Origin of the sequence: Streptomyces sp. P9-2B-2, assembly GCF_030406865.1 — a bacterium.
Lineage (GTDB): Bacteria > Actinomycetota > Actinomycetes > Streptomycetales > Streptomycetaceae > Streptomyces > Streptomyces platensis.
In genome coordinates this window covers 5642125-5667544 of the sequence record NZ_CP129126.1, presented here as the reverse complement: position 1 = coordinate 5667544, position 25420 = coordinate 5642125, and the positions used below count along the sequence as shown (strand labels likewise).

21 protein-coding genes and 1 riboswitch are annotated in these 25420 nt (G+C 71.1%); of the genes, 12 read left to right on the top strand and 9 right to left on the bottom strand.

The features are described 5' to 3' along the window. The first annotated feature begins 184 nt into the window (after window positions 1-184). Window positions 185-1549, top strand: a complete 1365-nt coding sequence (locus tag QT196_RS24965) for a cytochrome P450 (protein ID WP_168481059.1) — start codon at window positions 185-187, stop codon at window positions 1547-1549. A 151-nt stretch (window positions 1550-1700) separates the two neighbouring features. Here QT196_RS24965 and glyA read toward each other — a convergent pair whose 3' ends face one another. Next, the gene (gene glyA / locus QT196_RS24960) at window positions 1701-2972 is read right to left on the bottom strand and encodes a serine hydroxymethyltransferase (protein WP_168483955.1); all 1272 of its coding nucleotides are present in this window, start codon (window positions 2970-2972) and stop codon (window positions 1701-1703) included. A gap of 57 nt (window positions 2973-3029) precedes the next feature. Next, window positions 3030-3121: riboswitch (ZMP/ZTP riboswitch) on the bottom strand. 129 nt (window positions 3122-3250) lie between these two features. Here glyA and rocD point away from each other — a divergent pair. Continuing rightward, entirely contained in the window at window positions 3251-4456 is a 1206-nt protein-coding gene (gene rocD / locus QT196_RS24955; protein ID WP_290355729.1) for an ornithine--oxo-acid transaminase, read from the top strand. A gap of 71 nt (window positions 4457-4527) precedes the next feature. Here rocD and QT196_RS24950 read toward each other — a convergent pair whose 3' ends face one another. Both QT196_RS24950 and QT196_RS24945 read right to left on the bottom strand, forming a co-directional pair. After that, window positions 4528-4815, bottom strand: coding sequence for a hypothetical protein (locus QT196_RS24950; RefSeq protein ID WP_168481057.1), 288 nt, complete (start codon window positions 4813-4815; stop codon window positions 4528-4530). A gap of 174 nt (window positions 4816-4989) precedes the next feature. Beyond that, window positions 4990-6330, bottom strand: coding sequence for a tetratricopeptide repeat protein (locus tag QT196_RS24945; RefSeq protein ID WP_168481056.1), 1341 nt, complete (start codon window positions 6328-6330; stop codon window positions 4990-4992). A gap of 191 nt (window positions 6331-6521) precedes the next feature. On the opposite strand from QT196_RS24945, the gene QT196_RS24940 reads away from it, so the two are divergent. The 5 genes from QT196_RS24940 to QT196_RS24920 all read left to right on the top strand — a co-directional run bounded on the left by QT196_RS24940 (window position 6522) and on the right by QT196_RS24920 (window position 8900). Beyond that, a complete protein-coding gene (locus tag QT196_RS24940) occupies window positions 6522-6836 on the top strand; it encodes a hypothetical protein (RefSeq protein ID WP_168481055.1) in 315 nt (104 codons plus the stop codon). Window positions 6837-6922: 86 nt separating this feature from the next. Beyond that, entirely contained in the window at window positions 6923-7153 is a 231-nt protein-coding gene (locus QT196_RS24935; RefSeq protein ID WP_168481054.1) for a hypothetical protein, read from the top strand. Beyond that, complete coding sequence (locus QT196_RS24930; RefSeq protein WP_168481053.1) at window positions 7128-7640, top strand: DUF6879 family protein; 513 nt, start codon at window positions 7128-7130, stop codon at window positions 7638-7640. The genes QT196_RS24935 and QT196_RS24930 overlap by 26 nt, the downstream gene beginning before the upstream one ends. 25 nt (window positions 7641-7665) lie before the next feature. Next, window positions 7666-8511 (top strand): helix-turn-helix transcriptional regulator, encoded by an 846-nt coding sequence (locus QT196_RS24925; RefSeq protein WP_168481052.1) that lies wholly within the window; start codon window positions 7666-7668, stop codon window positions 8509-8511. Window positions 8512-8717: 206 nt separating this feature from the next. Continuing rightward, window positions 8718-8900, top strand: a complete 183-nt coding sequence (locus QT196_RS24920; protein ID WP_168481051.1) for a hypothetical protein — start codon at window positions 8718-8720, stop codon at window positions 8898-8900. Window positions 8901-9018: 118 nt separating this feature from the next. On the opposite strand, the gene QT196_RS24915 is transcribed toward QT196_RS24920, so the two are convergent. From QT196_RS24915 to QT196_RS24905, 3 genes are all read right to left on the bottom strand, one after another. Beyond that, complete coding sequence (locus QT196_RS24915; RefSeq protein ID WP_290355728.1) at window positions 9019-10209, bottom strand: glutathionylspermidine synthase family protein; 1191 nt, start codon at window positions 10207-10209, stop codon at window positions 9019-9021. Between the two features lie 16 nt (window positions 10210-10225). Continuing rightward, entirely contained in the window at window positions 10226-10633 is a 408-nt protein-coding gene (locus QT196_RS24910; RefSeq protein WP_266733930.1) for a hypothetical protein, read from the bottom strand. A gap of 196 nt (window positions 10634-10829) precedes the next feature. Next, complete coding sequence (locus QT196_RS24905) at window positions 10830-17570, bottom strand: Ig-like domain-containing protein (protein WP_290355727.1); 6741 nt, start codon at window positions 17568-17570, stop codon at window positions 10830-10832. Window positions 17571-18205: 635 nt separating this feature from the next. Here QT196_RS24905 and QT196_RS24900 point away from each other — a divergent pair. Next, complete coding sequence (locus QT196_RS24900; RefSeq protein WP_168481048.1) at window positions 18206-18745, top strand: GNAT family N-acetyltransferase; 540 nt, start codon at window positions 18206-18208, stop codon at window positions 18743-18745. Window positions 18746-18864: 119 nt separating this feature from the next. Here QT196_RS24900 and QT196_RS24895 read toward each other — a convergent pair whose 3' ends face one another. Further along, window positions 18865-20286 (bottom strand): PLP-dependent aminotransferase family protein, encoded by a 1422-nt coding sequence (locus QT196_RS24895; protein ID WP_290355726.1) that lies wholly within the window; start codon window positions 20284-20286, stop codon window positions 18865-18867. A gap of 47 nt (window positions 20287-20333) precedes the next feature. Here QT196_RS24895 and QT196_RS24890 point away from each other — a divergent pair, with 47 nt between their 5' ends. The 3 genes from QT196_RS24890 to QT196_RS24880 are packed head-to-tail and all read left to right on the top strand — an operon-like array spanning window position 20334 to window position 22089. Continuing rightward, entirely contained in the window at window positions 20334-20852 is a 519-nt protein-coding gene (locus QT196_RS24890; RefSeq protein ID WP_248001293.1) for a carboxymuconolactone decarboxylase family protein, read from the top strand. Beyond that, window positions 20849-21349, top strand: a complete 501-nt coding sequence (locus QT196_RS24885; RefSeq protein WP_290355725.1) for a carboxymuconolactone decarboxylase family protein — start codon at window positions 20849-20851, stop codon at window positions 21347-21349. The genes QT196_RS24890 and QT196_RS24885 overlap by 4 nt, the downstream gene beginning before the upstream one ends. Beyond that, complete coding sequence (locus QT196_RS24880; protein ID WP_290355724.1) at window positions 21346-22089, top strand: isocitrate lyase/phosphoenolpyruvate mutase family protein; 744 nt, start codon at window positions 21346-21348, stop codon at window positions 22087-22089. Before QT196_RS24885 ends, QT196_RS24880 begins: the two co-directional genes overlap by 4 nt. Before the next feature lie 64 nt (window positions 22090-22153). Here QT196_RS24880 and QT196_RS24875 read toward each other — a convergent pair whose 3' ends face one another. Next, window positions 22154-22624 (bottom strand): carboxymuconolactone decarboxylase family protein, encoded by a 471-nt coding sequence (locus QT196_RS24875; RefSeq protein ID WP_248001648.1) that lies wholly within the window; start codon window positions 22622-22624, stop codon window positions 22154-22156. 106 nt (window positions 22625-22730) lie between these two features. On the opposite strand from QT196_RS24875, the gene QT196_RS24870 reads away from it, so the two are divergent. Further along, entirely contained in the window at window positions 22731-24158 is a 1428-nt protein-coding gene (locus tag QT196_RS24870; protein WP_290355723.1) for a PLP-dependent aminotransferase family protein, read from the top strand. 57 nt (window positions 24159-24215) lie between these two features. On the opposite strand, the gene QT196_RS24865 is transcribed toward QT196_RS24870, so the two are convergent. Next, complete coding sequence (locus QT196_RS24865) at window positions 24216-25370, bottom strand: hypothetical protein (protein WP_290355722.1); 1155 nt, start codon at window positions 25368-25370, stop codon at window positions 24216-24218. Window positions 25371-25420: the final 50 nt, after the last annotated feature.

Below are 25420 nucleotides of genomic sequence, written 5' to 3'. Positions count from 1 at the left end.
CCCCTGGGGGTGGTGGTGGGCGACGGGCGGGCGATCGAGAGCCATGCCATTGATTGTCTCAGGTCGGCAAGGGAGGCCCGGCCTGTGGTGGCGTATGCGGCGACGGGACCGGCGGCCGTCGGCGCCGCGTCGCCGGTTCGCGGCGCTCTGTTCGGGGCGGGCGGCAGCTGGAATCGTGGGTCGGATGACCGACGGACAGCCGATCTCCGAGGAAGCCCGCCGCCCCGCCTCCGCGAGCCGCCGACCGCCCGACGCCGACGGCCCCGCGCCCTTACCCCCGCCCGGCGCCGCCACCTGCCCCGCGCACGCCGCCGAGGGGGCGCCGCACCGGCTCGCTCCCGGCGGTGCCGGCCGGGCCGCGGCCGATGCGCTGCTGCGGGAGGCCGGGGCGGTGGTCCCCGTCGTCCTGCCGGGGGAGGTGCCCGCGGTCGCCGTGACCCACCACGCGGTGCTGCGGGAGGTCCTCGCGCACCCCGAAGTCGCCAAGAGCGCCTGCCATTTCACGGCCCTGCACGACGGCACCGTGCCGCCCGGCTGGCCGCTCACCACCTTCGCCACCGTCGACGGGATGACCACGGCCGACGGCGCGGACCACCGGCGGCTGCGCGGCCTGGTGACCAAGGTGTTCACCGGGCGGCGGGTGGCGGCCCTGCGGCCCCGGATCGTGGAGCTGACGGCCGGGCTGCTGGACGGGCTGCCGGGCGCCGCCGGGGCCGACGGGACGGTGGAGCTGCGCCGGCACTTCGCCTATCCGCTGCCGATGAGCGTGATCTGCGAACTGCTGGGCGTGGACGCCGCGTTACGCGACCGGCTGCACGAGCTGTCCCATCTGATCGTGGGCACGTCCGGCACGGCCGCCGAGGTGCAGGCGGCCAACCGGGAGATCACCGCCGTCCTCGGGCAGGTCGCCGAGGCCCGGCGGGCGGACCCCGGCGACGATCTGACCAGCGCGCTGATCGCCGCCCAGGAGGAGGACGGCGACCGGCTGAGCGCACGCGAGCTGGTCGGCACCCTGCTGCTGATGATCATCGCCGGGCACGAGACCACGCTGAATCTGATCACCAACGCGGTGCGGGCGCTGTGCACCGACCGCGCCCAGCTGGAGCTGGTCCGGGCCGGGCGGGCGACCTGGGACGACGTGGTCGAGGAGACGCTGCGGCACGACAGTCCGGTCGCCCACTTCCCGTTCCGCTATCCGGTCCGGGACCTGGAGCTCGGCGGCACGGTCGTACCGCGTGGCACCCCGATGCTGGCCTCCTACTCGGCGGCCGGCCGGGACCCGGAGGCGTACGGGCCCGACGCGGACCGGTTCGAGGTCACCCGGCGGCCCGCCACCCGGCATCTCTCCTTCGGCCACGGGCCGCACTACTGCCTGGGCGCGCCACTGGCCCGGCTGGAGGCGACCGTGGCCCTGGAGGCGCTCTTCACCCGCTACCCGGCACTGGACCTCGCCGTCCCGGACGCGGAGCTGCCGCCGCACCAGAGCTTCATCGGCAACAGCACCGAGATCCTGCCGGTCCGGCTCACCGGCTCACGGCTCACCGGCTGACGGCTCACCGGCTCACGGCTCACCGGCTGAGCACGGCCGGTGAGCCGGGCGGGGTGCCGGTGCGCCGGGAGGGCGGGGACCCGCTGCCGGTGCGCCGGACCGGCAGGGGCACGGAGCCGCCCCGCCGGACGCACCCCGCCGCGCCGCCCGTTCAGGCCGTCGGCAGCCCCGGCGCCGGGTAGGCGGCCATCAGCTCCGCGACCTCACCGCGGATCACCGTCAGCGCGTCCTCGTCGCCCTTCGCCGCCGCCTGGACGCTGCGGTCGATCCACTCGGCGACCAGCGGCATCCGGTCCGTGCCCAGCCCGCGGGAGGTGAGGGACGGGGTGCCGATGCGGATGCCGGAGGGGTCGAAGGGCTTACGGGGGTCGAAGGGGACGGTGTTGTAGTTGACGACGATCCCGGCGCGGTCCAGCGCCTTGGCGGCGACCTTGCCGGAGACCTCCTTCGACGTGAGGTCGATCAGCACCAGGTGGTTGTCGGTGCCGCCGGAGACCAGGTCGTAGCCGCGGGCCAGCAGCGCCTCGGCGAGCGCCTTGGCGTTGGCGACGACGGCGTGCGCGTAGTCGCGGAAGGACGGGGCGGCCGCCTCGCGCAGCGCGACCGCGATGGCGGCGGTGGTGTGGTTGTGCGGGCCGCCCTGGAGGCCGGGGAAGACGGCCTTGTCGACGGCCTTGGCGTGGCTCGCCCGGGACATCAGCATCGCGCCGCGCGGGCCGCGCAGGGTCTTGTGGGTGGTGGTGGAGATGACGTCCGCGTGCGGCACGGGCGAGGGGTGGGCGCCGCCCGCGATCAGGCCCGCGATATGGGCGATGTCGGCGACGAGGACGGCGTCGACCTCGCGGGCGATCTCGCCGAAGGCGGCGAAGTCGATGGTGCGGGGGACGGCGGTGCCGCCACAGAAGATGATCTTCGGGCGTTCCTTGCGGGCCAGGTCGCGCACCTCGTCGAAGTCGATCAGCGCGCTGTCCGGGCGGACGCCGTACTGGACGCCGCGGAACCACGTACCGGTCGCCGAGACGCCCCAGCCGTGCGTGAGGTGGCCGCCCATCGGCAGCGCCATGCCCAGCACGGTGTCGCCGGGCTCGGCGAAGGCGAGGTAGGCGGCGAGGTTCGCGGGCGAGCCGGAGTACGGCTGGACGTTGGCGTGCTCCACGCCGAAGACGGCCTTGGCGCGCTCGACGGCCAGCGTCTCGACCTGGTCGATGTTCTGCTGGCCTTCGTAGTAGCGACGGCCCGCGTACCCCTCGCTGTACTTGTTCTGAAGGACGGTGCCGGTGGCTTCCAGGACGGCGGCGGAGACGTAGTTCTCGCTGGGGATCAGTCGCAGCGTGTCGGCCTGGAGCTGCTCCTCGGCGCCGACCAGTGCGGCCAGTTCGGGGTCGGCGGCGCTCAGCGCGGGATGCGAAAGGGGCTGGGACATGCGGGGCTGTGACATGGCGTCCTCCGGGGCGGTCGATCGGTGTTTCCGGTCGTGGTCCCGGGGTGCCCAGGCGGGGCGGCACCTCGTGATGGTTGCCGCACACCGCTTCCTCGAGGTTGCTTCCCCGTACGCCAGTCGCGGTGCGCATCGCAGAGTCTAAGACACCCCCGGGGCCCTGTCCGGCGGATCTTCGCAGGCCGGGCGGTCCGGGCGGGCGCAACAATGGAGAGGGACGCGGCAGTGCCCGCGCCCGCACGGCCTACCGAACGGAGTCACCGGTGACGTCCACGGAACGCGGCATCGCCGCCGCCGAAGCCCACAGCGCGCACAACTACCACCCGCTGCCCGTCGTCGTGGCCACCGCCGAGGGCGCCTGGGTGACGGATGTCGAGGGCCGCCGCTACCTGGACATGCTCGCCGGGTACTCCGCACTGAACTTCGGGCACGGCAACCGCCGGCTGCTCGACGCGGCCAAGGCGCAGCTGGAGCGGGTCACGCTCACCTCGCGCGCCTTCCATCACGACCGGTTCGCCGACTTCTGCACCCAGCTGGCGGAGCTGTGCGGGATGGAGCTGGTGCTCCCGATGAACACCGGCGCCGAGGCCGTCGAGACGGCGGTGAAGACGGCCCGTAAATGGGGCTACAAGGTCAAGGGCGTCCCGGACGGCCGGGCGAAGATCATCGTGGCGGACAACAACTTCCACGGCCGGACGACCACCATCGTCTCCTTCTCCACCGACCCCGAGGCGCGCGCCGACTTCGGCCCGTACACCCCCGGCTTCGAGATCGTCCCGTACGGCGACCTGGCCGCGCTGGAGGCGGCCGTCGACGCCAACACCGTCGCCGTCCTCCTGGAGCCGATCCAGGGCGAGGCCGGCGTGCTGGTACCGCCGCCGGGCTATCTGGCGGGCGTACGGGAGCTGACCCGCAGCCGGAACGTGCTGTTCATCGCCGACGAGATCCAGTCCGGGCTGGGCCGCACCGGCCGGACCTTCGCCTGTGAGCACGAGGGCGTGGTTCCCGACATGTACGTGCTCGGCAAGGCGCTGGGCGGCGGCGTGGTGCCGGTGTCGGCGGTGGTCTCCTCCCGCGAGGTGCTGGGCGTCTTCGCCCCCGGCGAGCACGGCTCGACGTTCGGCGGGAACCCGCTCGCCTGCGCGGTGGCCCTGGAGGTCGTCGCGATGCTGCGGACCGGCGAATTCCAGCAGCGGGCGGCGGAGTTGGGCGAGCATCTGCACAGCGAGCTGGCGCAGCTGGCGGCCGGCGGCGCGGTGACCGCGGTGCGCGGCCGCGGACTCTGGGCCGGCGTGGACATCAACCCGTCGCACGGCACGGGCCGGGAGATCTCCGAACAGCTGATGACCCGCGGCGTGCTGGTCAAGGACACCCATGGCTCGACGATCCGGATCGCGCCCCCGCTGGTGATCAGCAAGGAGGACCTGGACTGGGGGCTCGACCAGCTGCGGGGCGTGCTGGAGGGGTGAGACGGGGCCGGACGCGGGCTGCGGGATGCAGGAAGTCGCCGCCGTCTGACTTTGCTCACCGGCCGGTGGCGTCAGGCGCGTTCCCGTTCGTTCGTCTCCGCGATGGCTGCGGCCCGGGTGCGACGGCGGCCCAGCAAGGTGCTTCCCACAACCACCAGGCCGATGGCGATGACCTTCGCGGCGCCGTAGTAGCCGGACGCCGGCTCCTCTGGCGTGCCGGGCAGCCGGAAAAAGACCCATACCGCCACGAGGCTCCCGAGGACGATCGCTGCGACAGCCCCCCACGTCCCGAGGTCCGCCCACCAGGGCCCCGGGCCGTATCCCCGCTCGTCGGTCTGCTCAACGTCCTTGTCGGCCATGGTCTGTTCTCCTGGGCATGTGGTGGGGGTCGCGGGGGGAGACGCGGGCCCGGCGCGGAAGGTTCACCGGGCCAAAGGTTCCCTGCTGGAGCCGACATCCTGGCAGCGGCGAAATCCCCCTGTGCCGGACCCCGGGATACGCGCGGACCGCTGCTCAGCAGTTACGGGACAGCCTCAGGCAGAGAGTGCAGCCGGGGTGACGAGCCGGGCACGTTCGTGGAGTTCGCGGGCGGCGTGGTTGTTGAGGTGGGGGCGGATGAGCTGGAACATCTTCCCCATGCGCCGGTCGACCCTCCCGCTTTGCACCAGGGGATATTCGTCCAGCGCTTCATTCCAGGTCGCACAAGCCGCTTCCAGGTGCCCCACCTCAAGTTGGAACTCGGCAAGTGTGGCCCGTTCCTTCACCCGGGACCGGCGGTAGATGTCGTAGCACAACCTGTCCGATTCCCGCATCGCCGTCACGGCTCCGGGAAGGTCTCCGAGCTCGTGGCGAACGTGGCTGACGTGGTAGTGCAGAGCTGACGGGTCATAGGACCCGAAGACTTTCGCCCGCGCCTCGGCCTTTTCCATGGAAATTTCGGCCTCTTTGAGATGCGCCAGTGCCTTGTGGCGGTCTCCTGTTTGCGCAGCGGCGTGTGCCTGCTGCCCCGCAAGGAAGGCGAGCATACGCGGGCCCGCTTGCGGAGAGGCGGCGGCAGCGGCATCGGCCAGTCGCAGGGCTTCACGGCCGTGCCCCAGGTCAACTGCCTGCACACTCATACCCCGCAGCGTCGTGCAATACGTGAGGTGGTCCTCAGAGGCGCCGGCCAGTTCCAGTGCCTTCAGGTAATACTTCTGCCCCAGCCCCTCCACCCCCTCATCCACCGCCATATATCCGGTGAGATAGCACAGATCGGAGGCTGCCGACAGCATTGCCTTGCGTACCGATTCCGGCGCATCAGCCCGTAGATATGGCGCGACCGTGTTGACGAGAAATGCCGCAGCCATGGGGCGGGCGTGGCGTCCACCGAATTGGTCATCGAGTTCTGAGATCCGTTCGGTCATGGCGATGACCGTGTCAACTTCGGGCATGCCGATGCGCGGAGTCCGGCCGGTTTGAACGGCTTCCATCCGCCCCACCACATCCGGCCAATTGGGCACCGTCAGCGCAACGGAAAAGAGCCCTATACCGAGAACGCTGCGGCGTGAGGGGTCCATATCTCCCCTACCGAGATCGATCAGCCCTTCCACTGCGCTCGGAGGGGCGGCCGAGCTACCGGCAGGGGGCGGGAATCCCACCTCCGCATGCGTAACCGGACGTCCCAGCTTCCGCGCCAGGGCCTCCACGATCAGTGGTCTGGCCTGCTCCTTCGGCAGGTGCCCCTGACACCATTGATGGGCCGACGGCTCGCGGTACTTGAGCGGGGTTCCTCGCTCGGTGCCGATGCGGTTCACGGCCTGGACGAACTGCCGCAGCGTCCAGCCGGTCTGCCGGTAGAGCCGTTCAAGGTGCCGGTTCGGTTCCCGAGTGCCCACTAGCCGTCAACTCCCCGGTGTGCACGAGCGCTTAAAGCTCTTAAAAGCCGCTTCCCTTGCCACCGTACCGCTGGGTGTAGCGGAGCGGTTGCCTAGAGCGAGGAAGGCCCTCCTCGCGAGACGAAGAGGACCCCCGCGACCGTGGTGGACGGCCCGGGGGCGTGGCCCTCAACTACAAGGGAGTTGACGACATGCCCAACGCTACAGCGAGGGTCTTCGTCCGGCTGCTGCCGTGGACCAGCCCGGACGGCAAACCGTGCTTTCTGGCAGGCGACGGGACCGGATATGTCTCCCGCGTCGCCGACCGGATCGAGGAGGAGCAGCTCAGCTCGGCCGACGATCTCATCGACGAGGCCCGCCAAGTGCTTGCCGCACGGGCGTGGACGCCCGGGGAACTGCACCTGCTGGCCGTTGAATTGACCGCAACCCTTGCCGATGTGCGCCGGGTGGCCAAGAGCCGGGGCGGGCGTTTGACCGCTCTCGGGCCGGCATCGCTCAATACGTAGAAGTTCGTGCAAGTCGCTGGCGCGCCGCGGCGGCTCAGGCCCAGGCTCGGACATGTTGATCGTCACCCGAGGCAACGGAGGACACCATGGCTTTGCACCGCCTGGGCAAGGACCCCGAGAGTCCGAACAACGGCTCCCCGACTGTGTACCTGGACGATGAGAGCGGAAACTACGTCCTGCAAGGGTGGCGGGTCACGGACCCTGAGCGCCTGGCGCAGATGGACGTTCCCAGCCATGAGACCGTGATCGAGTTCCCGAAGCGCATGATGCAGTTCTTCCCGGAGGTGAGCGGTGGCGACGGCGGAGCCGACATTTGAGGAGCTGTTCCGGTCGGCCCAGCACAGCGCGTGGCACTACGAGGCCAGGGACGCCTACGCGCTGGACGAGGCGTACCAGGAGTGGATCGCCGGCGACCACTTCGACCCCGCCGAGCGATGGCCGTGGTGGATCGATCTTGTCTCGGCTTCGGTGGCCCGTGGCGTGGATGTGCGCCGAGCGCGGGTCGTCTCGGAACCCGTATCCGCCTATATCCGGTACGAGCACGCGCTCACCGGTGGACACAACGTCAAGGCCGGAGAGTCGGTGCGCTGGCTCCCCCGTCGGCAAGCCTCTTCGTTGCTGTTGCCGGGCAACGACTGCTGGGTCTTCGACCGTTCGTCGGTGCTGTTCAACCACTTCAACGGTGACGGGGAGATGACCGGTGAAGAGCTGGTGACCGACCCCGGTGTGGTCCGCGCCTGCGTATCCGCGTTTGAAGCGATCTGGGAACAGGCGACTCCTCACGAGGAGTACCGGCCGGGCTGACCGTACGCACTCGGAACACTCGAACATGACGTCGTCGTCCAGCGTCCGGCAGGCCCGAGAGGCCCTTGGCAAGCGCCTGCGTGAAATGCGCAAGGATTCGGGTCTGACAGCACGGGAGTTGGCTGCCCGAGTCGGCTGGCATGAGAGCAAGTGCAGCCGCATCGAGAACGGCCGCACCGGGCCGTCTGACGATGACCTGCGGGTGTGGGCGCTGCACTGTGGAGCGGAGGGGCAGACGGCCGACCTGATCGCCACCGCCCGCAATATTGATGGTGCTTATGTCGAGTGGCGGCGCATGGAACGCTCCGGACTGCGCCGTGCGCAGGAGTCGGTTCTCCCGCTGTGGGAACGAACGCGACACTTCCGCGCCTACTCGTCGTGGCTGATCCCGGGGCCCTTCCAGACGCGTGCCTACATTGAGGCACTCCTCCGGGCGATTCGGGATCGGCGGGGGCTTCCCGACGACCTGGAGGAAGCTGTCCAAGTCCGCGTGGACAAGCAGCGCATCCTGTACGAAGGTCCGCGCCGCTTCGCTGTGATCTTGGAGGAGAGCGCACTTCGCCACCAGATCGGGGGCGCTGCGACGATGGCAGGTCAGCTTGGACACCTGTTGTCTCTGGCTGCGCTGCCCCACGTCAGCCTCGGGGTGATCCCGCTACACGCGGACCGTACCGCGCTGTGGCCGGTGGAGGACTTCTGGATCTTCGATGAAGCCCAGGTCAGCGTCGAGCTGGTGGCTGCCCTTCTCACCATCACGCAGCCGCACGAGATCAGCATGTACGCCCACACCTTCGCGGGCCTGGCCGAATTGGCTGTCTACGGGGCCCCGGCCCGGACTCTGCTCACAGCAGCGATCGATTCCCTCGGATGAGCGCGCGCAAGTTCGCGCAAGGTCGTTGAGGCCAACTCTTCAGCATCCCTAGCTTGTCGCTATCAAGACTCCCGCCCCGGCTGCGGAATACCCGGACAGGTCGAGCGGCCGGGGCGGGTGAGCACCGCGGGGAATCCCCTGCGGGCCTACTGGCCATGCCTTGACGGTACGGCGGCATGGCCCCTCATGGAAGAGGAGGTTGGTAGATGAGCGTCGCAGCCGTTGAGACGTACGAGACGCGCACGCCCGACACCGAAGGATGGCACGGAGTCCCATTCCGGCACCCGGCCGGCATGGAGGCGGACGGCGGCAAGCACGACGGCGGGCCCATGCCCCCGGAGGCGCCCCGCGACCCGCAGCCCAGTGGTGGGGACAGCGACAACAAGTAGTCGCGAATGCCGAAGGCTCTCCCCCTTACGGGCCGGCTTCGCAGGCCCCGTCCGGTGCACCGGACGGGGCTTCCTGCTGTATCCCCGCAGGGGCGCCCGAGCGGGACCCCCGGCGGGTTCAGCGGATCACATGCGGCAGGAACCGCGCGTACTCATCGGTGACCGGCCCCGCCGACTCCCGGATGCCGAGGCCCGCCGACTCGTCCTCGACGACCCAGGCGCCGAGGACGACGCGGTTGCCGTCGAAGTCCGGGAGGGGGGCCAGCTCCTGGTAGCAGCAGGGGTCGTCGGGGCCGCGCAGGACCGGGTCGGCGCCGGGCTCGTGCAGGGTGACCCCGGCGCCCTCCCGGCCGAGCAGTGGCTTGGCGACGTAACCACGGGTGTGTGCCAGCTCGCGCGGCCCGTCGAGGTAGGCGGGCAGCAGATTCGGATGCCCCGGATACAGCTCCCACAGGATCGCCAGCAGCGCCTTGTTGGAGAGCAGCATTTTCCAGGCGGGTTCGATCCAGAGGGTGGAGCCGGTGCCGCCGCCGTTGTCGAGGGTGTCCAGGACGTGCGGGCCGAAGTCGTCGGTGGCCAGCCACTCCCACGGGTAGAGCTTGAAGCAGGCGCGGATGAAGCGCAGGCGCTGGTCGACGAAGCGGCCGGACAGCTGGTCCCAGCCGATGTCCTCCATGGAGATCGTGACGGTCTCCAGGCCCGCCTGCTGGGCCGTCTCCTCCAGGTAGGCGACGGTCATCAGGTCCTCGCCGAGCTCGTCGCCCGCGGAGTGCGCGAAGTGCAGCGGTGCGCCGGGCGGCAGCAGCGGGGCCTGCCGCTTCCAGGCCGCCACCAGCCGCTCGTGCAGCGAGTTCCACTGGTCGGCGCCGGGAAAGCGCTCCTCCATCCAGAACCACTGCGGGCTGGCGGCCTCGACCAGCGAGGTCGGGGTGTCGGCGTTGTACTCCAGCATCTTGGCCGGGCCACTGCCGTCGTAGTGCAGGTCGAACCGCCCGTAGAGGGAGGGGAGTTCGTCGCGGCGGCGCCAGGACTCGGCGATCAGCTCGGCCAGTCGCGGGTCCTCGATGCCGAGGTCGGCGAAGCGGTCCCGGTCGACGATGTGCGCGGCCGCGACCAGGCACATGCCGTGCAGCTCCTCGACGACCTCTTCCAGGGCCTCGACCTCGGGGAGGGTGAAGGAGTAGTACGCGCTCTCGTCCCAGTAGGGGCGCAGCGAATCGTCCGGGTAGCGGGTCAGCGGGTAGATCAGGCCCTGCGCCTCGACGGTCTGCTGCCAGCCGGGGCGGGGCTCGATGGTGTGGCGTTCCATGCCGTGCCGGGTCCGCTCAGCCGCCGAAGGAGCCGTGCCGGCCGCCGCCGCCGCTGTGCGAGCCCGAGCAGCCGAAGCCGCCGCGGTTGACGGCCGTGCTCTTGCTGAACGTGCCGCTGTCGGCGTACGAGCCGCCCTTGTTGCTCGGGTCGTAATACCACTGGCCGTCGACCCGCTGCTTGCCGCGGCCGGAGCTGCCGTATCCGCCGCTGCCGGTCCCGCTGCTTCCGGAGGACGAACTGCCGCTCGCCGAGCAGTTCTTGGAGTCGACGACGCGGTAGCCCTTGAGCGTGTCGTAGCTGTTGCGGTCGACGCAGCGCTTGTCGGGCTCGGAACCGCAGGACGTCAGGGCGGCGGCGAGCGCGCCCATGCCTCCCAGGATCACCGTGCTGGACCGCAGCCGTCGGCGTGCCTTCTCAGCCATTTCTTGCCTTCCCCCGTTGGACATCTGTTTGAGCGGGGCCAGCGTAGACGGCATCCAGGGGCCCGCCGCAAACGAGGTGCCGCCCGGCGCCGGTACAAACGGGCCGGGCGCCGACAGACCGGGAGCAGACAGGCGTCGGGCCGCCCTCGTGAGGACGGCCCGACGGTGTTGCGCGTGCGGTAGAAGGGGCGGTTGGTCAGATGACGGTCTGGGTGTCGGTGTCGCTGGAGCCGGTGAAGTTGGTGTCACCGGAGTAGACCCCGGTGATGGTGTAGTTGCCCGTGGGCAACGGAGTGCTGACGGCGGCCACACCGCTGCCGTCGACCGTTCCGGTCAGGGTCACCGTGGTCACGCCATCGGTGACGGTGAAGGTGACCGTCCCGGTCGGGACGCCGCTGCCCGGAGGCTGCGCCACCACGAACGCGAAGATCGTGACCGCATTGCCGGAGATGGACGGGTCGGGGAACGAGCTGACGGTGGTGAGGGTGGATGCCTGGTTGACGGTCTGGGTGTCGGTGCCGCTGGAGGTGCTGAAGTTGGTGTCACCGTTGTAGGTCGCGGTGACGTTGTGCAGCCCCGCGTCGAGGGTGCTGGTGGTGACGGTGGCCACGCCTCCGGCGACGGTGCCGGTCAGCGTGCCGCCCCCGCCACCGTCGATGACGAAGGTGACCGTGCCGGTCGGGACGCCCGCACCCGGTGAGACCGGGGCGACGGTGGCCGTGAAGGTCACCAGCTGCCCGAACACCGACGGGTCCGGCAACGAGGAGACCGCGGTGGTCGTGGACGCCTGGGCCACGGTCTGGGTGTCGCTGCCGCTGGAGCCGGTGAAGTTCAGGTCACCGCTGTAGGTCGCGGTCACCGGGAAGGTGCCGACTCCGAGTGCGTTGGTCGAGACGGTGGCCGTGCCCCCGGAGAGGGTGCCGGCCAGCGTCGGGCCGCCGGTGATCACGAAGGTGACCACCCCGGTCGGGGTACCTGCCCCCGGCGCGACCGGCGCGACGGTGGCCGTGAAGGTCACCGGCTGCCCGACCACGGACGGGTCCGGCGACGAACTCAGCGCCGTCGTCGTCGATGCCTGGGTCACGGTCTGGGTGTCCGCACCGGTGGATCCGGTGAAGTCGGCGTCACCGCTGTAGGTCGCGGTGACGACGTACACGCCCGCTGTCACCAGCCCGTTGGTGGTGACACTGGTGGTGCCGCCACTGAGCGTGCCGGTCAGCGTCACCGTGGTGACACCGTCGGTCGCGACGAACGTCACCGTCCCGGTCGGAGTGCCCGCACCGGGCGCGACCGGCGCCACGGTGGCCGAGAACGTCACCGACTGGCCCACCACGGACGGGTCCGGTGTCGTGCTCACCGCGGTGGTCGTCGACGCCAGGTTCACCGTCTGGGTGTCGGTGCCGCTCGATGTCGTGAAGTTGGAGTCACCGCTGTACGTCGCCGTGACCGTGTGCGTACCGGCGCTCAAGGCGCTGGTGGTGACGCTCGCCGTACCGCCCGAGAGCGTCGCGGTGAGCGTGGGACCGCCTGTGATCACGAAGGTGACCGTGCCGGTGGGGGTACCGGCCCCCGGCGCGACCGGGGAGACGGTGGCCGTGAAGGTCACCGGCTGCCCGACCACGGACGGGTCCGGCGACGAACTCACCGCGGTGGTGGTCGACGCCTGGCCCACCGTCTGGGTGTCCGTACCGGCCGAACCGGTGAAGTCGGCGTCACCGCTGTAGGTCGCGGTGACGAGGTAACTGCCCGCCGTCACCAGGCCGTTGGTGGTGACACTGGTGGTGCCGCCGACGAGGGTGCCGGTCAGCACCACCGTGGTGACCCCGTCGGTGGCGACGAACGTCACCGTCCCGGTCGGCGTGCCCGCACCCGGCGCGACCGGCGCCACGGTGGCCGAGAACGTCACCGACTGGCCCACCACGGACGGGTCCGGCGACGAACTCACCGCGGTGGTCGTCGACGCCAGGTTCACCGTCTGGGTGTCCGTACCGACGGAACCGGTGAAGTTGAGGTCACCGCTGTAGGTCGCCGTAGCGGTGTGGGTGCCGGCGCCCAGCGCACTGGTGGTGACGCTCGCCGTACCGCCCGAGAGCGTCCCGACGAGAGTGGGACCGCCGGTGATCACGAAGGTGACCACCCCGGTGGGGGTACCGGCCCCCGGCGCGACCGGCGTGACGGTGGCCGTGAAGGTCACCGGCTGCCCGACCACGGACGGGTCCGGCGACGAACTCAGCGCCGTCGTCGTCAAGGCCTGGCCCACGGTCTGGGTGTCCGCACCGGCCGAACCGGTGAAGTTGGCGTCGCCGCTGTAGGTCGCCGTGACGGCGTAAGTGCCGGCCGTCACCAGGCCGTTGGTGGTGACACTGGTGGTGCCGCCGACGAGGGTGCCGGTCAGCACCACCGTGGTGACCCCATCGGTGGCGACGAACGTCACGGTGCCGGTCGGGGTGCCCGCGCCTGGCGAGACCGGGGCGACGGTGGCGGTGAAGGTCACCGGCTGCCCGACCACGGACGGGTCCGGGGACGAGGTGACCGCGGTGGTCGTCGCCGCCAGGATCACCGTCTGGGTGTCCGTACCGACGGAACCGGTGAAGTTGGGGTCACCGCTGTAGGTCGCGGTGACCGAGTGCGTGCCCACGGCCAACGCGCTGGTGGTGACGCTCGCCGTACCGCCCGAGAGCGTCCCGGTGAGCGTGGGACCACCGGAAATCACGAACGTGACCGTCCCGGTCGGCGTGCCCGCACCCGGCGCGACCGGCGCCACCGTCGCCGTGAAGGTCACCGGCTGGCCGAAGACCGACGGGTCCGGCGACGAGGAGACCGAGGTGGTGGTCGAGGCCTGGCCCACCGTCTGAGTGTCCGTACCGACCGATCCGGTAAAACTGGCGTCGCCGCTGTAGGTGGCGGTGACGGTGTAGACGCCCGTCATCACCAGCCCGTTGGTGGTGACGCTGGTGGTGCCGCCGACGAGGGTGCCGGTCAGCGTCACCGTGATGACACCGTTGTTCGCGACGAACGTCACGGTGCCCGTCGGGGTGCCCGCGCCCGGCGAGACCGGGGCGACGGTGGCGGTGAAGGTCACCGGCTGGCCCACCACGGACGGGTCAGGTGTCGTGCTCACCGCGGTGGTCGTCGCCGCCTGGTTCACCGTCTGGGTGTCCGTACCGACGGAACCGGTGAAGTTGGGGTCACCGCTGTAGGTCGCGGTGACCGTGTGGCTGCCGACGCTCAAGGCGCTGGTGGTGACGCTCGCCGTGCCGCCGGAGAGCGTGCCCACCAGCGTCGGGCCGCCACTGATGGCGAAGGTGACCGTGCCGGTCGGGGTACCCGCACCCGGCGCGACCGGCGCCACCGTGGCCGTGAAGGTCACCGGCTGGCCGAACACCGACGGGTCCGGCGACGAGCTGACCGAGGTGGTCGTGGCCGCCTGGCCCACCGTCTGGGTGTCCGTACCGACCGATCCGGTGAAGTTACCGTCACCGGCGTAGGTCGCCGTGACGACGTAAGTGCCCGCTGTCACCAGACCGTTGGTGGTGACACTGGTGGTGCCGCCACTGAGCGTGCCGGTCAGCGTCACCGTGGTGACACCGTCGGTCGCGACGAAGGTCACCGTCCCGGTCGGAGTGCCCGCACCGGGCGCGACCGGCGCCACGGTGGCCGAGAACGTCACCGACTGGCCCACCACGGACGGGTCCGGTGTCGTGCTCACCGCGGTGGTCGTCGCCGCCAGGGCCACGGTCTGGGTGTCCGTACCGACGGAACCGGTGAAGCTGCCGTCGCCGCTGTAGGTCGCGGTGACCGTGTGCGCGCCGACACTCAACGCGCTGGTGGTGACGCTCGCCGTACCGCCCGAGAGCGTCCCGGTGAGCGTGGGACCACCGGAAATCACGAAGGTGACCGTGCCGGTCGGGGTGCCCGCACCCGGCAGGACCGGGGTGACGGTGGCCGTGAAGGTCACCGGCTGACCGAAGACCGACGGGTCCGGCGACGAGGTGACCGAGGTGGTTGTGGCCGCCTGGCCCACCGTCTGGGTGTCCGTACCGACCGAGCTCGTGAAGCCGGCGTCGCCGCTGTAGGTGGCGGTGACGGTGTAAGTGCCCGCCGTCACCAGGCCGGTGGTGACCACACTGGTGGTGCCGCCGACCAGGGTGCCGGTCAGCGTCACCGTGGTGACACCGTCGGTCGCGACGAACGTCACCGTCCCGGTCGGGATACCCGCGCCCGGCGAGACCGGCGCGACGTTGGCCGTGAACGTCACCGGCTGACCGACCACCGACGGATCCGGCGCGGAGATGACGGTGGTGGTCGTCGACGCCTGGTTGACGGTCTGGGTGTCCGTACCGACCGAGCCGGTGAAGCCGGCGTCACCGCTGTAGGTCGCGGTCACCGTGTGCGTACCGGCACCCAGCACGCTGGTGCTGACGCTCGCCGTCCCTCCGGAGAGCGTGCCGACCAGCGTCGGGCCCCCGCTGATGACGAACGTCACCGTCCCCGTGGGCGTACCAGCCCCCGGCGCCACGGGCGCGACCGTGGCCGTGAAGGTCACCGACTGACCGACCACCGACGGGTCCGGCGACGAGCTGACCGTGGTGGTCGTCGACGCCTGGTTGACGGTCTGGGTGTCCGTACCGACCGAGCCGGTGAAGTTGGCGTCCCCGCTGTAGGTCGCCGTGACCGTGTGCGCACCGGGGCCCAGCGCACTGGTTGTGACGCTCGCCGTACCCCCGGAAAGGGTGCCGGTCAGCGTCGGGCCACCACTGATGACGAACGTGACGGTGCCGGTCGGCGTCCCCGCTCCCGGCGCGGCCGGCGTGACCGTGGCGGTGAAGGTCACCGGCTGCCCGACCACCGACGGATCCGGCGACGACGTCACCACGGTGTTCGTCGATGCCGGGTTCACGGTCTGGGTGTCGGTGTCACTGGAGCCGGTGTAGTTCGCGTCTCCGCTGTAGGTCGCGGTGACGGTGTAAGTGCCCGCCGTGACCAGCCCGTTGGTGCTGACGGTCGTGACGCCGGCGCCGTCGAGGGTGCCGCTGAGGGACACCGTGGTGACCCCGTTGGTGATGACGAAGCCGACGGTTCCGGTCGGGACTCCGCCACCGGGGAACACCGGTCCCACAAAGGCGGTGAAGTTGACCGTCTGGCCCGTCACGGACGGGTCGGGGAACGAGGTGACCGTGGTGGTGGTCGAGGCCTGGTTGACGGTCTGGGTGTCCGTACCGACCGACGACGTGAAGTTCGCGTCACCGCTGTAGGTCGCCGTGACCGTATGAGTACCGGCGCTCAAGGCGCTGGTGCTGACGCTTGCCGTACCCCCGGAAAGGGTGCCGGTCAGCGTCGGGCCACCACTGATCACGAAGGTGACCGTGCCGGTCGGGGTGCCCGCGCCCGGCGCCACCGGGGTGACCGTGGCCGTGAAGGTCACCGACTGCCCGACCACCGACGGATCCGGCGACGACGTGACCGTCGTGGTCGTCGAGGCCTGGTTCACCGTCTGGGTGTCGGTGCCGGTGGAGGTGGCGAAGTTCGCGTCACCGTTGTAGGTCGCCGTGACCGTGTGCGTACCGGCGCCCAGCGCACTGGTGCTGACGCTCGCCGTACCCCCGGAAAGGGTGCCGGTCAAGGTCGGACCACCACTGATGACGAAAGTGACCGTGCCGGTCGGGGTGCCCGCACCCGGCGCCACCGGGGCGACCGTGGCCGTGAACGTCACCGACTGGCCCACCACGGACGGGTCCGGCGACGACGTGACCGTCGTGGTCGTCGACGCCTGGCCCACCGTGTGAGTGTCCGTGCCCACGGAGGAGTTGAAGTTGGCATCTCCGCCATAGGTCGCGGTGACCGTATGGGGACCGGCGGCAAGGGCACTGGTACTGACGCTCGCCGTGCCCCCGGAAAGGGTGCCGGTCAGCGTCGGACCACCACTGATGACGAAGGTGACCGTCCCGGTCGGGGTGCCCGCGCCCGGCGCCACCGGGGCGACCGTGGCGGTGAAGGTCACCGACTGACCGACCACCGACGGATCCGGCGCCGAGGTGACCGTGGTGGTCGTCGACGCCTTGTTGACCGTCTGGGTGTCCGTACCGCTCGACGCCGCAAAGGTGCCGCTACCGCTGTAGGTCGCGGTAACGGTGTGGGGGCCCACACCGAGGCTGCTGGTGGTCACGCTCGCCGTACCGCCGACGAGCGGGGCGGTCAGCGTGCCGCCCCCGGCACCGCTGATGACGAAGGTGACCGTGCCGGTCGGGGTGCCCGAGCCGGGCGGGACGGGTGCGACGGTGGCCGTGAAGGTCACCGGCTGCCCGAAGACCGAGGGGTCGGGGGACGAGGTGACCGTGGTGGTCGTCGGCGTCAGGACCTGCTGCACCGTCTGCGTATCGGTCCCGGACGACGCGTTGAATTGTGCATTGCCGCCATATGTCGCGGTGATGAGATGGGTGCCCGGGGTGAGACTGCTGGTGTTGACGGTCGCCGTACCGCCGACGAGCGGGGCGGTCAGCGTGCCGCCTCCGCCGCCGCCGATGACGAAGGTGACCGTGCCGGTCGGGGTGCCCGCACCAGGCGCGACCGGCGCGACGGTGGCGGTGATGGCGACCGACTGTCCGAAGTTCGACGGGTCCGGCGCGGAGGTCACCACGGTGGAGGTCGACGCCTTGTTGATCGTCACGGACCCGGAGCCGCTTGACGGCGAGAATTGGGGGCTGCCGTTGTAGTTCGCAGTGAAGGTATGAAAACCGATGGGGATACCGGTCGTGGTGACGGTCGCGGTGCCACCGACGAGCGGGGCGGTCAGGGTGGGTCCGCCGGCAACGACGAAGGTCACGGTGCCGGTGGGTGTTCCCAGACCTAGCGGGATGACTGTGGCGGTCAAGGTGACCGGCTGTCCGAAGACAGCCGGATTTGGCGCTGCAGACGCCAAAGTAAAGGTGGGTGCCATGCGATGGCCCTCCGGTTGCTGGGTGTTGGCGGGCCGTTCAGCTCCCCGCGGAGCTTGTGGTTCTGCGGGAAGTGGGCATCAACCTGGGAAGCAGGCTCGGTAATGACAGCCGACGGAGATTCGCATCTGCATACCAATGTCCTCCGCCAGGTAGGCAACCCGCCGGTCGATAGCATCAGTAGGCGCGCCGATCATGCCGCCACGCCATAGGCCTCACGCGCATTTACCCTGAATGGCGCAGCGCGAGGTGGCGCTCAGGGCGCAGCGGGGCGCGCGCCACCGGGCGTGCATGTGACACGCGTCGGCACTGGTGACGTGCGGTCAGTACGGGACGTCGCCGGGCGCGGCATTGGCACCACCCTCAACGCCGTTGCACAACCGTGCAGTTGGAGGCGAGGCGTACGCGGGGTGGGCCACTTTCGGTCATTCGCTTGATTTGCCAGCGCAACGCACCCACACGGTCAGGCGAACGGGGCAGCGGCTCCCTCCTTTGTCACCTCAACCAGCCCTCAGGGCAAGACAGTTGGCCGGGCGAGAAGCGACTTTTCGCCAGTCGCCCGGAACGGCCGCCCTCTACGCTGGCCCATGGATCGGGGCAAGATCCCGTTCACCCCGGAGGACGGAGGCGCCAGACCATGACCGAGCACGCCCGAGTGCTGGAACAGCTGCCCGGACAGCTGACGTTGCGCCGCCCGGTTCCCGCGGATCACGCCCGGCTCCAGCAGGCCCTCGCCGACTGGTGGGACGGCCTGGGCGGCGAGGCGGGCGCGCTACAGCGCCGGCTGCTCGTACCGCGCCTCTGGCTTCAGTACTTCGCCGACACCAGCTTCCTGGTCGAGCGGCCGGACCGAACCCTGCACGCCTTTCTGATCGGCTTCCTGTCCCAGACGGACCCCAGGACCGCGTATATCCACTTCGCGGGCGTGTGCCCGGAGGGCCAGGGGAAGGGCATGGGCAGCACCCTCTATGACCGTTTCTTCACCCTGTCCCGCGCGGCCGGCCGTCGCCAGGTCCGCTGCATCACCAGCCCCAACAACCGCAACTCCATCGCGTACCACACCCGTATGGGCTTCCGGCTGGAGCCGGGCGACCGGATCGACCACGACGGTGTCCCGGTGCACGGCGACTACGACGGGCCGGGGCTGGACCGGGTGTGCTTCGTACGGGAGTTGTGAGGCGGAGCGGGTCGGCGGCGCGGACCGGAGCCCGCGCCGCCTCCGGACCGGCGCATCGCGTCCGCGAACAGGCGCCGGCGCGTCGCGGCGGCGGCGCACACCGGCCCGCCTGCTCCCCCCTACTCGCCCGGTTCCCCCGGCGGCAGCGCGCGGAGCAGGGCGTCCAGGGCGTGGGTGAAGGAGTGGTCGGGCGGGGTGCCGTAGGCCACCACCAGGGCGTCGCGGGAGGCCGGTGGGGCGGAGGGGTCGTGGAAGCGGCTCAGGCCCTCCAGGGCGAGGCCCTGCCAGCGGGCGCCCTGGACGATGGACTGCTCGGTGCCGGGCGGGAGTTCCAGCACGGCGTGCAGACCGGCGGCGATGCCCGAGACATGGACATGGGGCGCGTGGTCGGCCAGGGCGGCCACCAGCTGATCGCGGCGCCGCCGGTAGCACAGCCGCATACCGCGCAGATGACGGTCGTAGGCGCCGGAGGACAGGAACTCGGCGAGGGTGAGCTGGTCCAGCGAGCCGGACTGCCATTCGCCGGTGCCCTTGAGCGCCAGCACCGGGTCGACCAGGCGGTCCGGCAGCACCATCCAGGACAGCCGCAGCGCGGGGGCGAGGCTCTTGCTGGCGGTGCCCAGGTAGACGACGTGGTCGGCGTCGAGTCCCTGGAGGGCGCCGACCGGCTGGCGGTCGTAGCGGAACTCGCCGTCGTAGTCGTCCTCCAGGATGAAACCCCCGGTGGACCGCGCCCAGTTGACGGCGGCGGCGCGGCGGTCGGGGTGCAGCGGTACGCCGGTGGGGAACTGATGGGCGGGGGTGAGCAGCGCCGCCCGTACGCCGTCGAGCCCGGCCAGCTCCTCCGTACGGGCGCCGCGTTCGTCCACGGTGAGCGGGACGGTGCCCAGACCGGCGCGGGTGATGACGGCGCGGTGGAAGTCCAGGCCGTACGACTCGACGGCCAGCCGCCCGGTGCCCAGCGCCCGGCTGAGCAGTCCCAGCCCCTGCATGAAACCGGCGCAGATGACGATGCGGTCGGGGTCGGCGCGTACCCCGCGGGCGCGGGCGAGGTAGTCGGCGAGGACGGTGCGGAGTTCGGGGCGGCCGCGCGGAGTGCCGTAGCCGAACGCCTCGCTGGGGGCGGCGGTCAGGGCGCGGCGGGCGGCGGCGAGCCAGGCGGTGCGGGGGAAGGCGGAGACATCGGGGGTGCCCGGGGTGAGGTCGAAGCGCGGCCGGTCGGCGTGGCCGGACGGGCCCGGGGTGCGCCGTGCGGCGGGGGTGGCGCGCGGCAGCACCCTGGCCGCGACGCGGGTGCCGGAGCCCTGCCGGGCGCTGAGCCAGCCCTCGGCGACGAGTTCGGCGTAGGCGTCGGCAACGGTGTTACGGGCGATGCCGAGGTCGGCGGCGAGCGAGCGGGAGGACGGCAGCCGGGTGCCGGGTGCCAGCCGTCCTGACCGTACGGCGTCCCGGAGGGCGCGCAGCAGGGCGGCCCGCAGTCCGCCGGGACCCGTGAGGTCGAGGTGCAGATCGCGACCGAAAGTGGCCCAGGAATTCCCCATGGAAGTGGACCATACAGTTGTGCCATTGCCGCCGTAGCGTCGTAGGCATGACGACCACACCGACAGCACAGACGACGACACCGGCCACGGCCTCCGGGACGGCGGCGGGCGCGGCGCACCGCCACGGCCCCCGGCTGCACTGGGCGAAGCTCGCACCGGACGTCTACAAGGCCATGATCGCGCTGGACGCGGCGGCGAAGCAGGGCCTCGACCCGACGCTGGTCGAGCTGGTCAAGATCCGTGCCTCGCAGCTCAACCACTGCGCCTTCTGCATCGATATGCACATCAAGGACGCCCGCAAGGCCGGCGAGACCGAGCAGCGCGTCTACCTCCTCAACGCCTGGGAGGAGGCCGCCGGCCACTACACCGACAAGGAACAGGCCGCCCTCGCCCTCACCGAGGCGATCACCCTCCTCACCGACGGCTTCGTCCCGGACGCCGTCTACGACCGCGCCGCGGGCCACTTCGGCGACACCGAACTCGCCCAGCTCATCGCCCTGATCACCACCATCAACGCCTGGAACCGCTTCGGCGTCGCCACCCGCATGACCCCGGGGCACGCATGACCACGACCGAGACGCCGCGGCTGCCCTTCTACCGGCTGGCGCCCGGTATCCACGGCCCGCTGCTGGCACTGACCCGGGCCGCCAAGACGGACCTCGACCCGACCCTGGTCGAACTCCTCCTCATCCGGGCCTCGCAGCTCAACCACTGCGCCTTCTGCCTCGATATGCATGTCACGGATGCCCGCAAGGGCGGGGAGACCGACGAGCGGATCGCCCTTCTCGGCGCCTGGGAGGAAGCCACCGGTCTCTACTCCCCCAAGGAGCAGGCGGCCCTCGCCCTCACCGAGGCGGTGACCCTGCTGCCCCAGGGCGGCGTCCCGGATGAGGTCTACGACCGGGCGGCGGCCCACTTCGAGGACACCGAAATCGTCCGCCTCCTCGCCCTGATCACGGCCATCAACTCCTGGAACCGGATCAATGTCGCGGCCCGTATCCCGGTGGGGGCGAGCCTGTCCCCGGCCGAAGCGGCGCGCACCCCAGCCGGAGGTGCGTCATGACGGCCGCCGTACTTCGTGCCCTGCACCACGGCCCCGATCTCCCGCTGGTCCTTCCCGGTCCGTGGGACGCGGCGAGTGCCCGGGTGTTCGCCGACGCCGGGTTCCCGGCGCTGGCCACGCCCAGTGCGGGTGTCGCGGCCTCCCTCGGTTACGAGGACGGCGCGACCCCGCCCGACGAGATGTTCGCCGCCGTGCGCCGTATCGTCCGCGCCGTCGGCATCCCGGTCTCGGCGGATGTGGAAGCCGGATACGGCCTGTCCGCCCGGGAGTTGGTCGGCCGGCTCGCGGACGCCGGGGCGGTGGGCTGCAACCTGGAGGACACCGACCACGCCACCGGCGCACTGCGGGACGCGCACCAGCAGGCCGACTGGCTGGCCGAGGTACGCGCCGAGGCGGGCGACGCCCTGGTGATCAACGCCCGGATCGACACCTACCTGTGCGGCGTCCCGGACCGGGACGAGACGGTCCACCGCGGCCGCCTCTACGCCGAGGCCGGCGCCGACTGCGTCTACCCGATCCTCGCCCCGCCGCCCCTGCTGGCCGACCTGGCCGCCGCCATCGGCCTCCCGGTCAATGCCGTGGTGACCCCCGACGGCCCCGCACCCCGCGAACTCGGCACCCTGGGCGCGGCCCGGGTCACCTTCGGCCCCGGGCTCCAGCACCGGGCGATGGCGGCCCTGGCGGGGATGGCGGAGCGGCTGCGGGAGGAGCTGGGAGGGGGGATGGCGGCGGGCAGTTGAGGCCCTGAGGGCCTTTGGGAGGGAGGTCGGGCCGGAGCCCACGCCGTGCCCGGCCCCGCCCCTCCTACCGCTCGTCCGTCCCCGCCACCTTCCCCGTGCTGAGGGCGAGCCGGTTCCAGGTGTTGATGGTGAAGATCAGGGCCAGCAGGCGGGCCAGTTCGGGCTCGTCGAAGTGGGCGGCGGCGCGCCGGTAGACCTCGTCCGGGACGCCCCCCTGCGCGACCAGGGTCACGGCCTCGGTGAGGGCGAGGGCCGCCCGCTCCTTGGGAGTGAAGAAGTGCGCGGCCTCCTCCCAGACGGCGACCATGTGCAGGCGCTCCTCGCTCTCACCGGCCTTGCGGGCGTCGTTGGTGTGCATGTGCAGGCAGTACGCGCACTTGTTGAGCTGCGAGGACCGAATCTGGACCAGTTCCACCAGGGCCGGGTCGAGCCCTTCACGGGCCGCAGCGTCAAAGCCGATCAGGGCCTTGAAGGCCTTCGGTGCGGCCTTCGCGAAATTGACCCGGGGGCTGCGGCCCGCGATCTCGTCCGTCATGTTCGCCTCGTCGATCCGAGCGGTGATCTGTGCGGTGCTGAGCTGCGCTTCGTTCGTCATGCCTTAAATCTAGAAGAGCAGGCGACCGGCTGTAGGGTGCATTTCCATGCCGGAATCATGGGTCAATCTTGCCGAGAGCCTGGGCGCCGATCTGCATCTGGAGCTGACCGGGCCGGGCAGCCGCCGCGCCGTCCTCATCCGGGCGCTGCGGGACGCGGTACGGTCCGGACGGCTCGCCCCCGGTACGCGGCTGCCGCCCTACCGCTCGCTCGCCGTCGACCTCGGCATCGCCCGTAACACCGTCGCCGACACCTACGCCGAACTCGTCGCCGAGGGCTGGCTCAGCGCCCGGCAGGGCTCCGGCACCCGCGTCGCCCACCGCGCGCAGCCGCTGACGCCCACCCGGGCCCCGGCCCACCGCGCCCCGGTGAGCCGCCCCACGCACAACCTCCTCCAGGGCCAGCCGGACGCCGCGTCCTTTCCGCGCACCGCCTGGCTCGCCGCCGCGCGCCGTGCGCTGACCGCCGCCCCGCACGACGCGTTCGGCCCCGGCGACCCGCGCGGCCGCCCCGAACTGCGCCGCGCCCTCGCCGACTACCTGGCGCGCACCCGTGGCGTACGTACCGACCCCGAACGCATCGTGATCTGCTCCGGCTTCGCCCACGCGCTGCGGCTGCTGCTGCCCGCCGTACTCCCCGGACCGCTCGCCGTCGAGTCCTACGGCCTGCCGTTCCACCGCCATCTCCTGGCCACCGCCGGCCTCCGCACCCACCCCCTCGGCATCGACGAACACGGCGCCGTGAGCGCGGAGTTGGGGGCGGCGAAGGGTGTGGAGGCGGTGCTGCTCACCCCGGCGCACCAATTCCCGCTCGGCGTGCCGCTGCACCCGGACCGCCGGGCCGCGGTCATCAACTGGGCGAGGGAGAGCGGAAGATACGTTCTCGAAGACGACTACGACGGTGAATTCCGCTACGACCGCAAGCCCGTCGGCGCCCTCCAGGGCCTGGATCCGGAGCGCGTCCTCCATATCGGCTCGGTCAGCAAGAGCCTCTCCCCCGCGGTGCGGCTGGGCTGGATGGTGCTTCCCGACCGGCTCGTCGACGCCGTACTGGAGGCCAAGGGCGAGCGCGAGGCCTGGGCGGGCGTCACCGATCAGCTCACCCTGGCCGAGTTCCTCGCCCACGGCGCCTACGACCGGCACATCCGCCGGATGCGCCAGCGCTACCGCCGGCGCCGCGACCAGCTGATCGACGCGGTGGCCGGCCATGCCCCGCACCTCACCGTCACCGGCATCGCGGCCGGTCTGCACGCCGCACTCCAACTCCCCGACGGCGCGGGCGAGTCGGACGAACAAGCGGCCCTGCGCGCCGCCCGCTGGCAGGGCCTGGCCCTCGACGGCCTGTCCGGCTACCGCCACCCCGAGGCCACCATGACGCCCCACCACGGTCTGGTCGTCGGCTATGCGGCCCCCAGCGACAGCGCCTTCCCCGCGGCCCTGGAGGCACTGTGCCGGGCGCTGCCGCCTCTGGGGTAGCGGCCGTGGACGTAGCGGCGGAGCGGCCCGGCGCCGCCTCCGCCTCCCCGTCGTCCCCTACTGGTTCGCGAACTTCCGGCTGATGTCGGCGAAGACCCGCTGGGCCTCCGGGCCCAGGTGGGGGCCGGCCAGCCAGGTGTGGGCGTTGGAGCTGATCGAGGTGTTGGACACCAGGGTCAGCTTGCCGCCGCGGTTGACGAACCAGCCGCCGCCGGAGGTGCCGCCGGTCATGGTGCAGCCGATGCGGTTCATGGCGGGCGTGCCCTGCTGCATGACGAGGCGGCCGGGGCGGGCCGGGCAGTTCATCATGCGCGCGCCGTCGTAGGGGGGAGCCGCCGGGTAGCCGAAGGCGTCCAGCGAGCCGATCTGGTTGGCGGCGGGGGCGTCGAACCAGACGCGGGCGGCGTTGCCGACGGTCTCCTGGAGGGACTTGCCGCTGCCGTTCTCCGGCTTCACGTGCAGCACGGCGAAGTCGTAGGCGGAGCCGCCGTTGCCGGACTTCTCGCTGCCCATGTTGATCCACTCACCGGAGGTGGTGATCCAGTCGGCCCAGAACCGGCCGTAGGGCGTGACCTGCTGGGCGGGCGTGCTGTTGACCTGGCTCATCGGCACGCCGTTGTCGTTGTAGGACGGCACGAAGACGATGTTGCGCATCCAGCCGCCCTGCTTGCCGGAGTGCACACAGTGGCCCGCGGTCCACACCAGGTTGGACTTCCCGGGGTGTGCCGGGTCCTCGACGATCGTGCCGGAGCAGACCATCGGGCCCTTGGGGCTGTCGAAGAAGATCTTCCCGACCGGAGCCATGTGCTGGTGGTACGGCCGCGCGACCTGCTCGGCGGTGACCGGCTGCGGTTCGGCATCGGTCCCCTCGAACTCGCTCCCCGTGCCGGTGGCCTTGACGCCGATCTCCGGCGAGGTCTTCGCCTTGGCAAGCCGGTCGGACTTCCAGTGGTCCTTGATGACCGGGTTGGCGAAGTCCTTCGCGTCGCGGGCCCACTTGTCCCAGTCCTGCCAGCCGCCGTCCTTCCACTTCTTCAGGTCGTCCAGGCTGGTCGGCGCGCCACTGGGAAGCTTGAAGCCCCCGTCGGCCCGGTCCTTCTGGTCGGCGGCCGCACCGCCGACGGCCTCGTCGGGGCCGCAGGCGGTGACGGTGCCCGCGAACAGTGCGACGAGTGCCGCGGCCGCGGCGGTGGAGCGGCGGATGGATGGCATGGAGCGGGAGTCCCCCTGGTACGGGGCGGCGCCGAGCGCAACAGCGCACC

Excerpts from the sequence above, each read along its gene's own strand:
- QT196_RS24870 (WP_290355723.1), top strand. The coding sequence starts at position 22,731 with ATGCCGGAATCATGGGTCAATCTTGCCGAGAGCCTGGGCGCCGATCTG.
- QT196_RS24965 (WP_168481059.1), top strand. The coding sequence starts at position 185 with ATGACCGACGGACAGCCGATCTCCGAGGAAGCCCGCCGCCCCGCCTCC.
- QT196_RS24875 (WP_248001648.1), bottom strand. The coding sequence starts at position 22,624 with ATGACGGACGAGATCGCGGGCCGCAGCCCCCGGGTCAATTTCGCGAAG.
- QT196_RS24880 (WP_290355724.1), top strand. The coding sequence starts at position 21,346 with ATGACGGCCGCCGTACTTCGTGCCCTGCACCACGGCCCCGATCTCCCG.
- QT196_RS24900 (WP_168481048.1), top strand. The coding sequence starts at position 18,206 with ATGACCGAGCACGCCCGAGTGCTGGAACAGCTGCCCGGACAGCTGACG.
- QT196_RS24865 (WP_290355722.1), bottom strand. The coding sequence starts at position 25,370 with ATGCCATCCATCCGCCGCTCCACCGCCGCGGCCGCGGCACTCGTCGCA.
- QT196_RS24910 (WP_266733930.1), bottom strand. The coding sequence starts at position 10,633 with ATGGCTGAGAAGGCACGCCGACGGCTGCGGTCCAGCACGGTGATCCTG.
- QT196_RS24940 (WP_168481055.1), top strand. The coding sequence starts at position 6,522 with ATGCCCAACGCTACAGCGAGGGTCTTCGTCCGGCTGCTGCCGTGGACC.
- QT196_RS24950 (WP_168481057.1), bottom strand. The coding sequence starts at position 4,815 with ATGGCCGACAAGGACGTTGAGCAGACCGACGAGCGGGGATACGGCCCG.
- QT196_RS24915 (WP_290355728.1), bottom strand. The coding sequence starts at position 10,209 with ATGGAACGCCACACCATCGAGCCCCGCCCCGGCTGGCAGCAGACCGTC.
- QT196_RS24890 (WP_248001293.1), top strand. The coding sequence starts at position 20,334 with ATGACGACCACACCGACAGCACAGACGACGACACCGGCCACGGCCTCC.
- QT196_RS24905 (WP_290355727.1), bottom strand. The coding sequence starts at position 17,570 with ATGGCACCCACCTTTACTTTGGCGTCTGCAGCGCCAAATCCGGCTGTC.
- QT196_RS24925 (WP_168481052.1), top strand. The coding sequence starts at position 7,666 with ATGACGTCGTCGTCCAGCGTCCGGCAGGCCCGAGAGGCCCTTGGCAAG.
- QT196_RS24895 (WP_290355726.1), bottom strand. The coding sequence starts at position 20,286 with ATGGGGAATTCCTGGGCCACTTTCGGTCGCGATCTGCACCTCGACCTC.
- QT196_RS24920 (WP_168481051.1), top strand. The coding sequence starts at position 8,718 with ATGAGCGTCGCAGCCGTTGAGACGTACGAGACGCGCACGCCCGACACC.
- glyA (WP_168483955.1), bottom strand. The coding sequence starts at position 2,972 with ATGTCCCAGCCCCTTTCGCATCCCGCGCTGAGCGCCGCCGACCCCGAA.
- QT196_RS24885 (WP_290355725.1), top strand. The coding sequence starts at position 20,849 with ATGACCACGACCGAGACGCCGCGGCTGCCCTTCTACCGGCTGGCGCCC.
- QT196_RS24935 (WP_168481054.1), top strand. The coding sequence starts at position 6,923 with ATGGCTTTGCACCGCCTGGGCAAGGACCCCGAGAGTCCGAACAACGGC.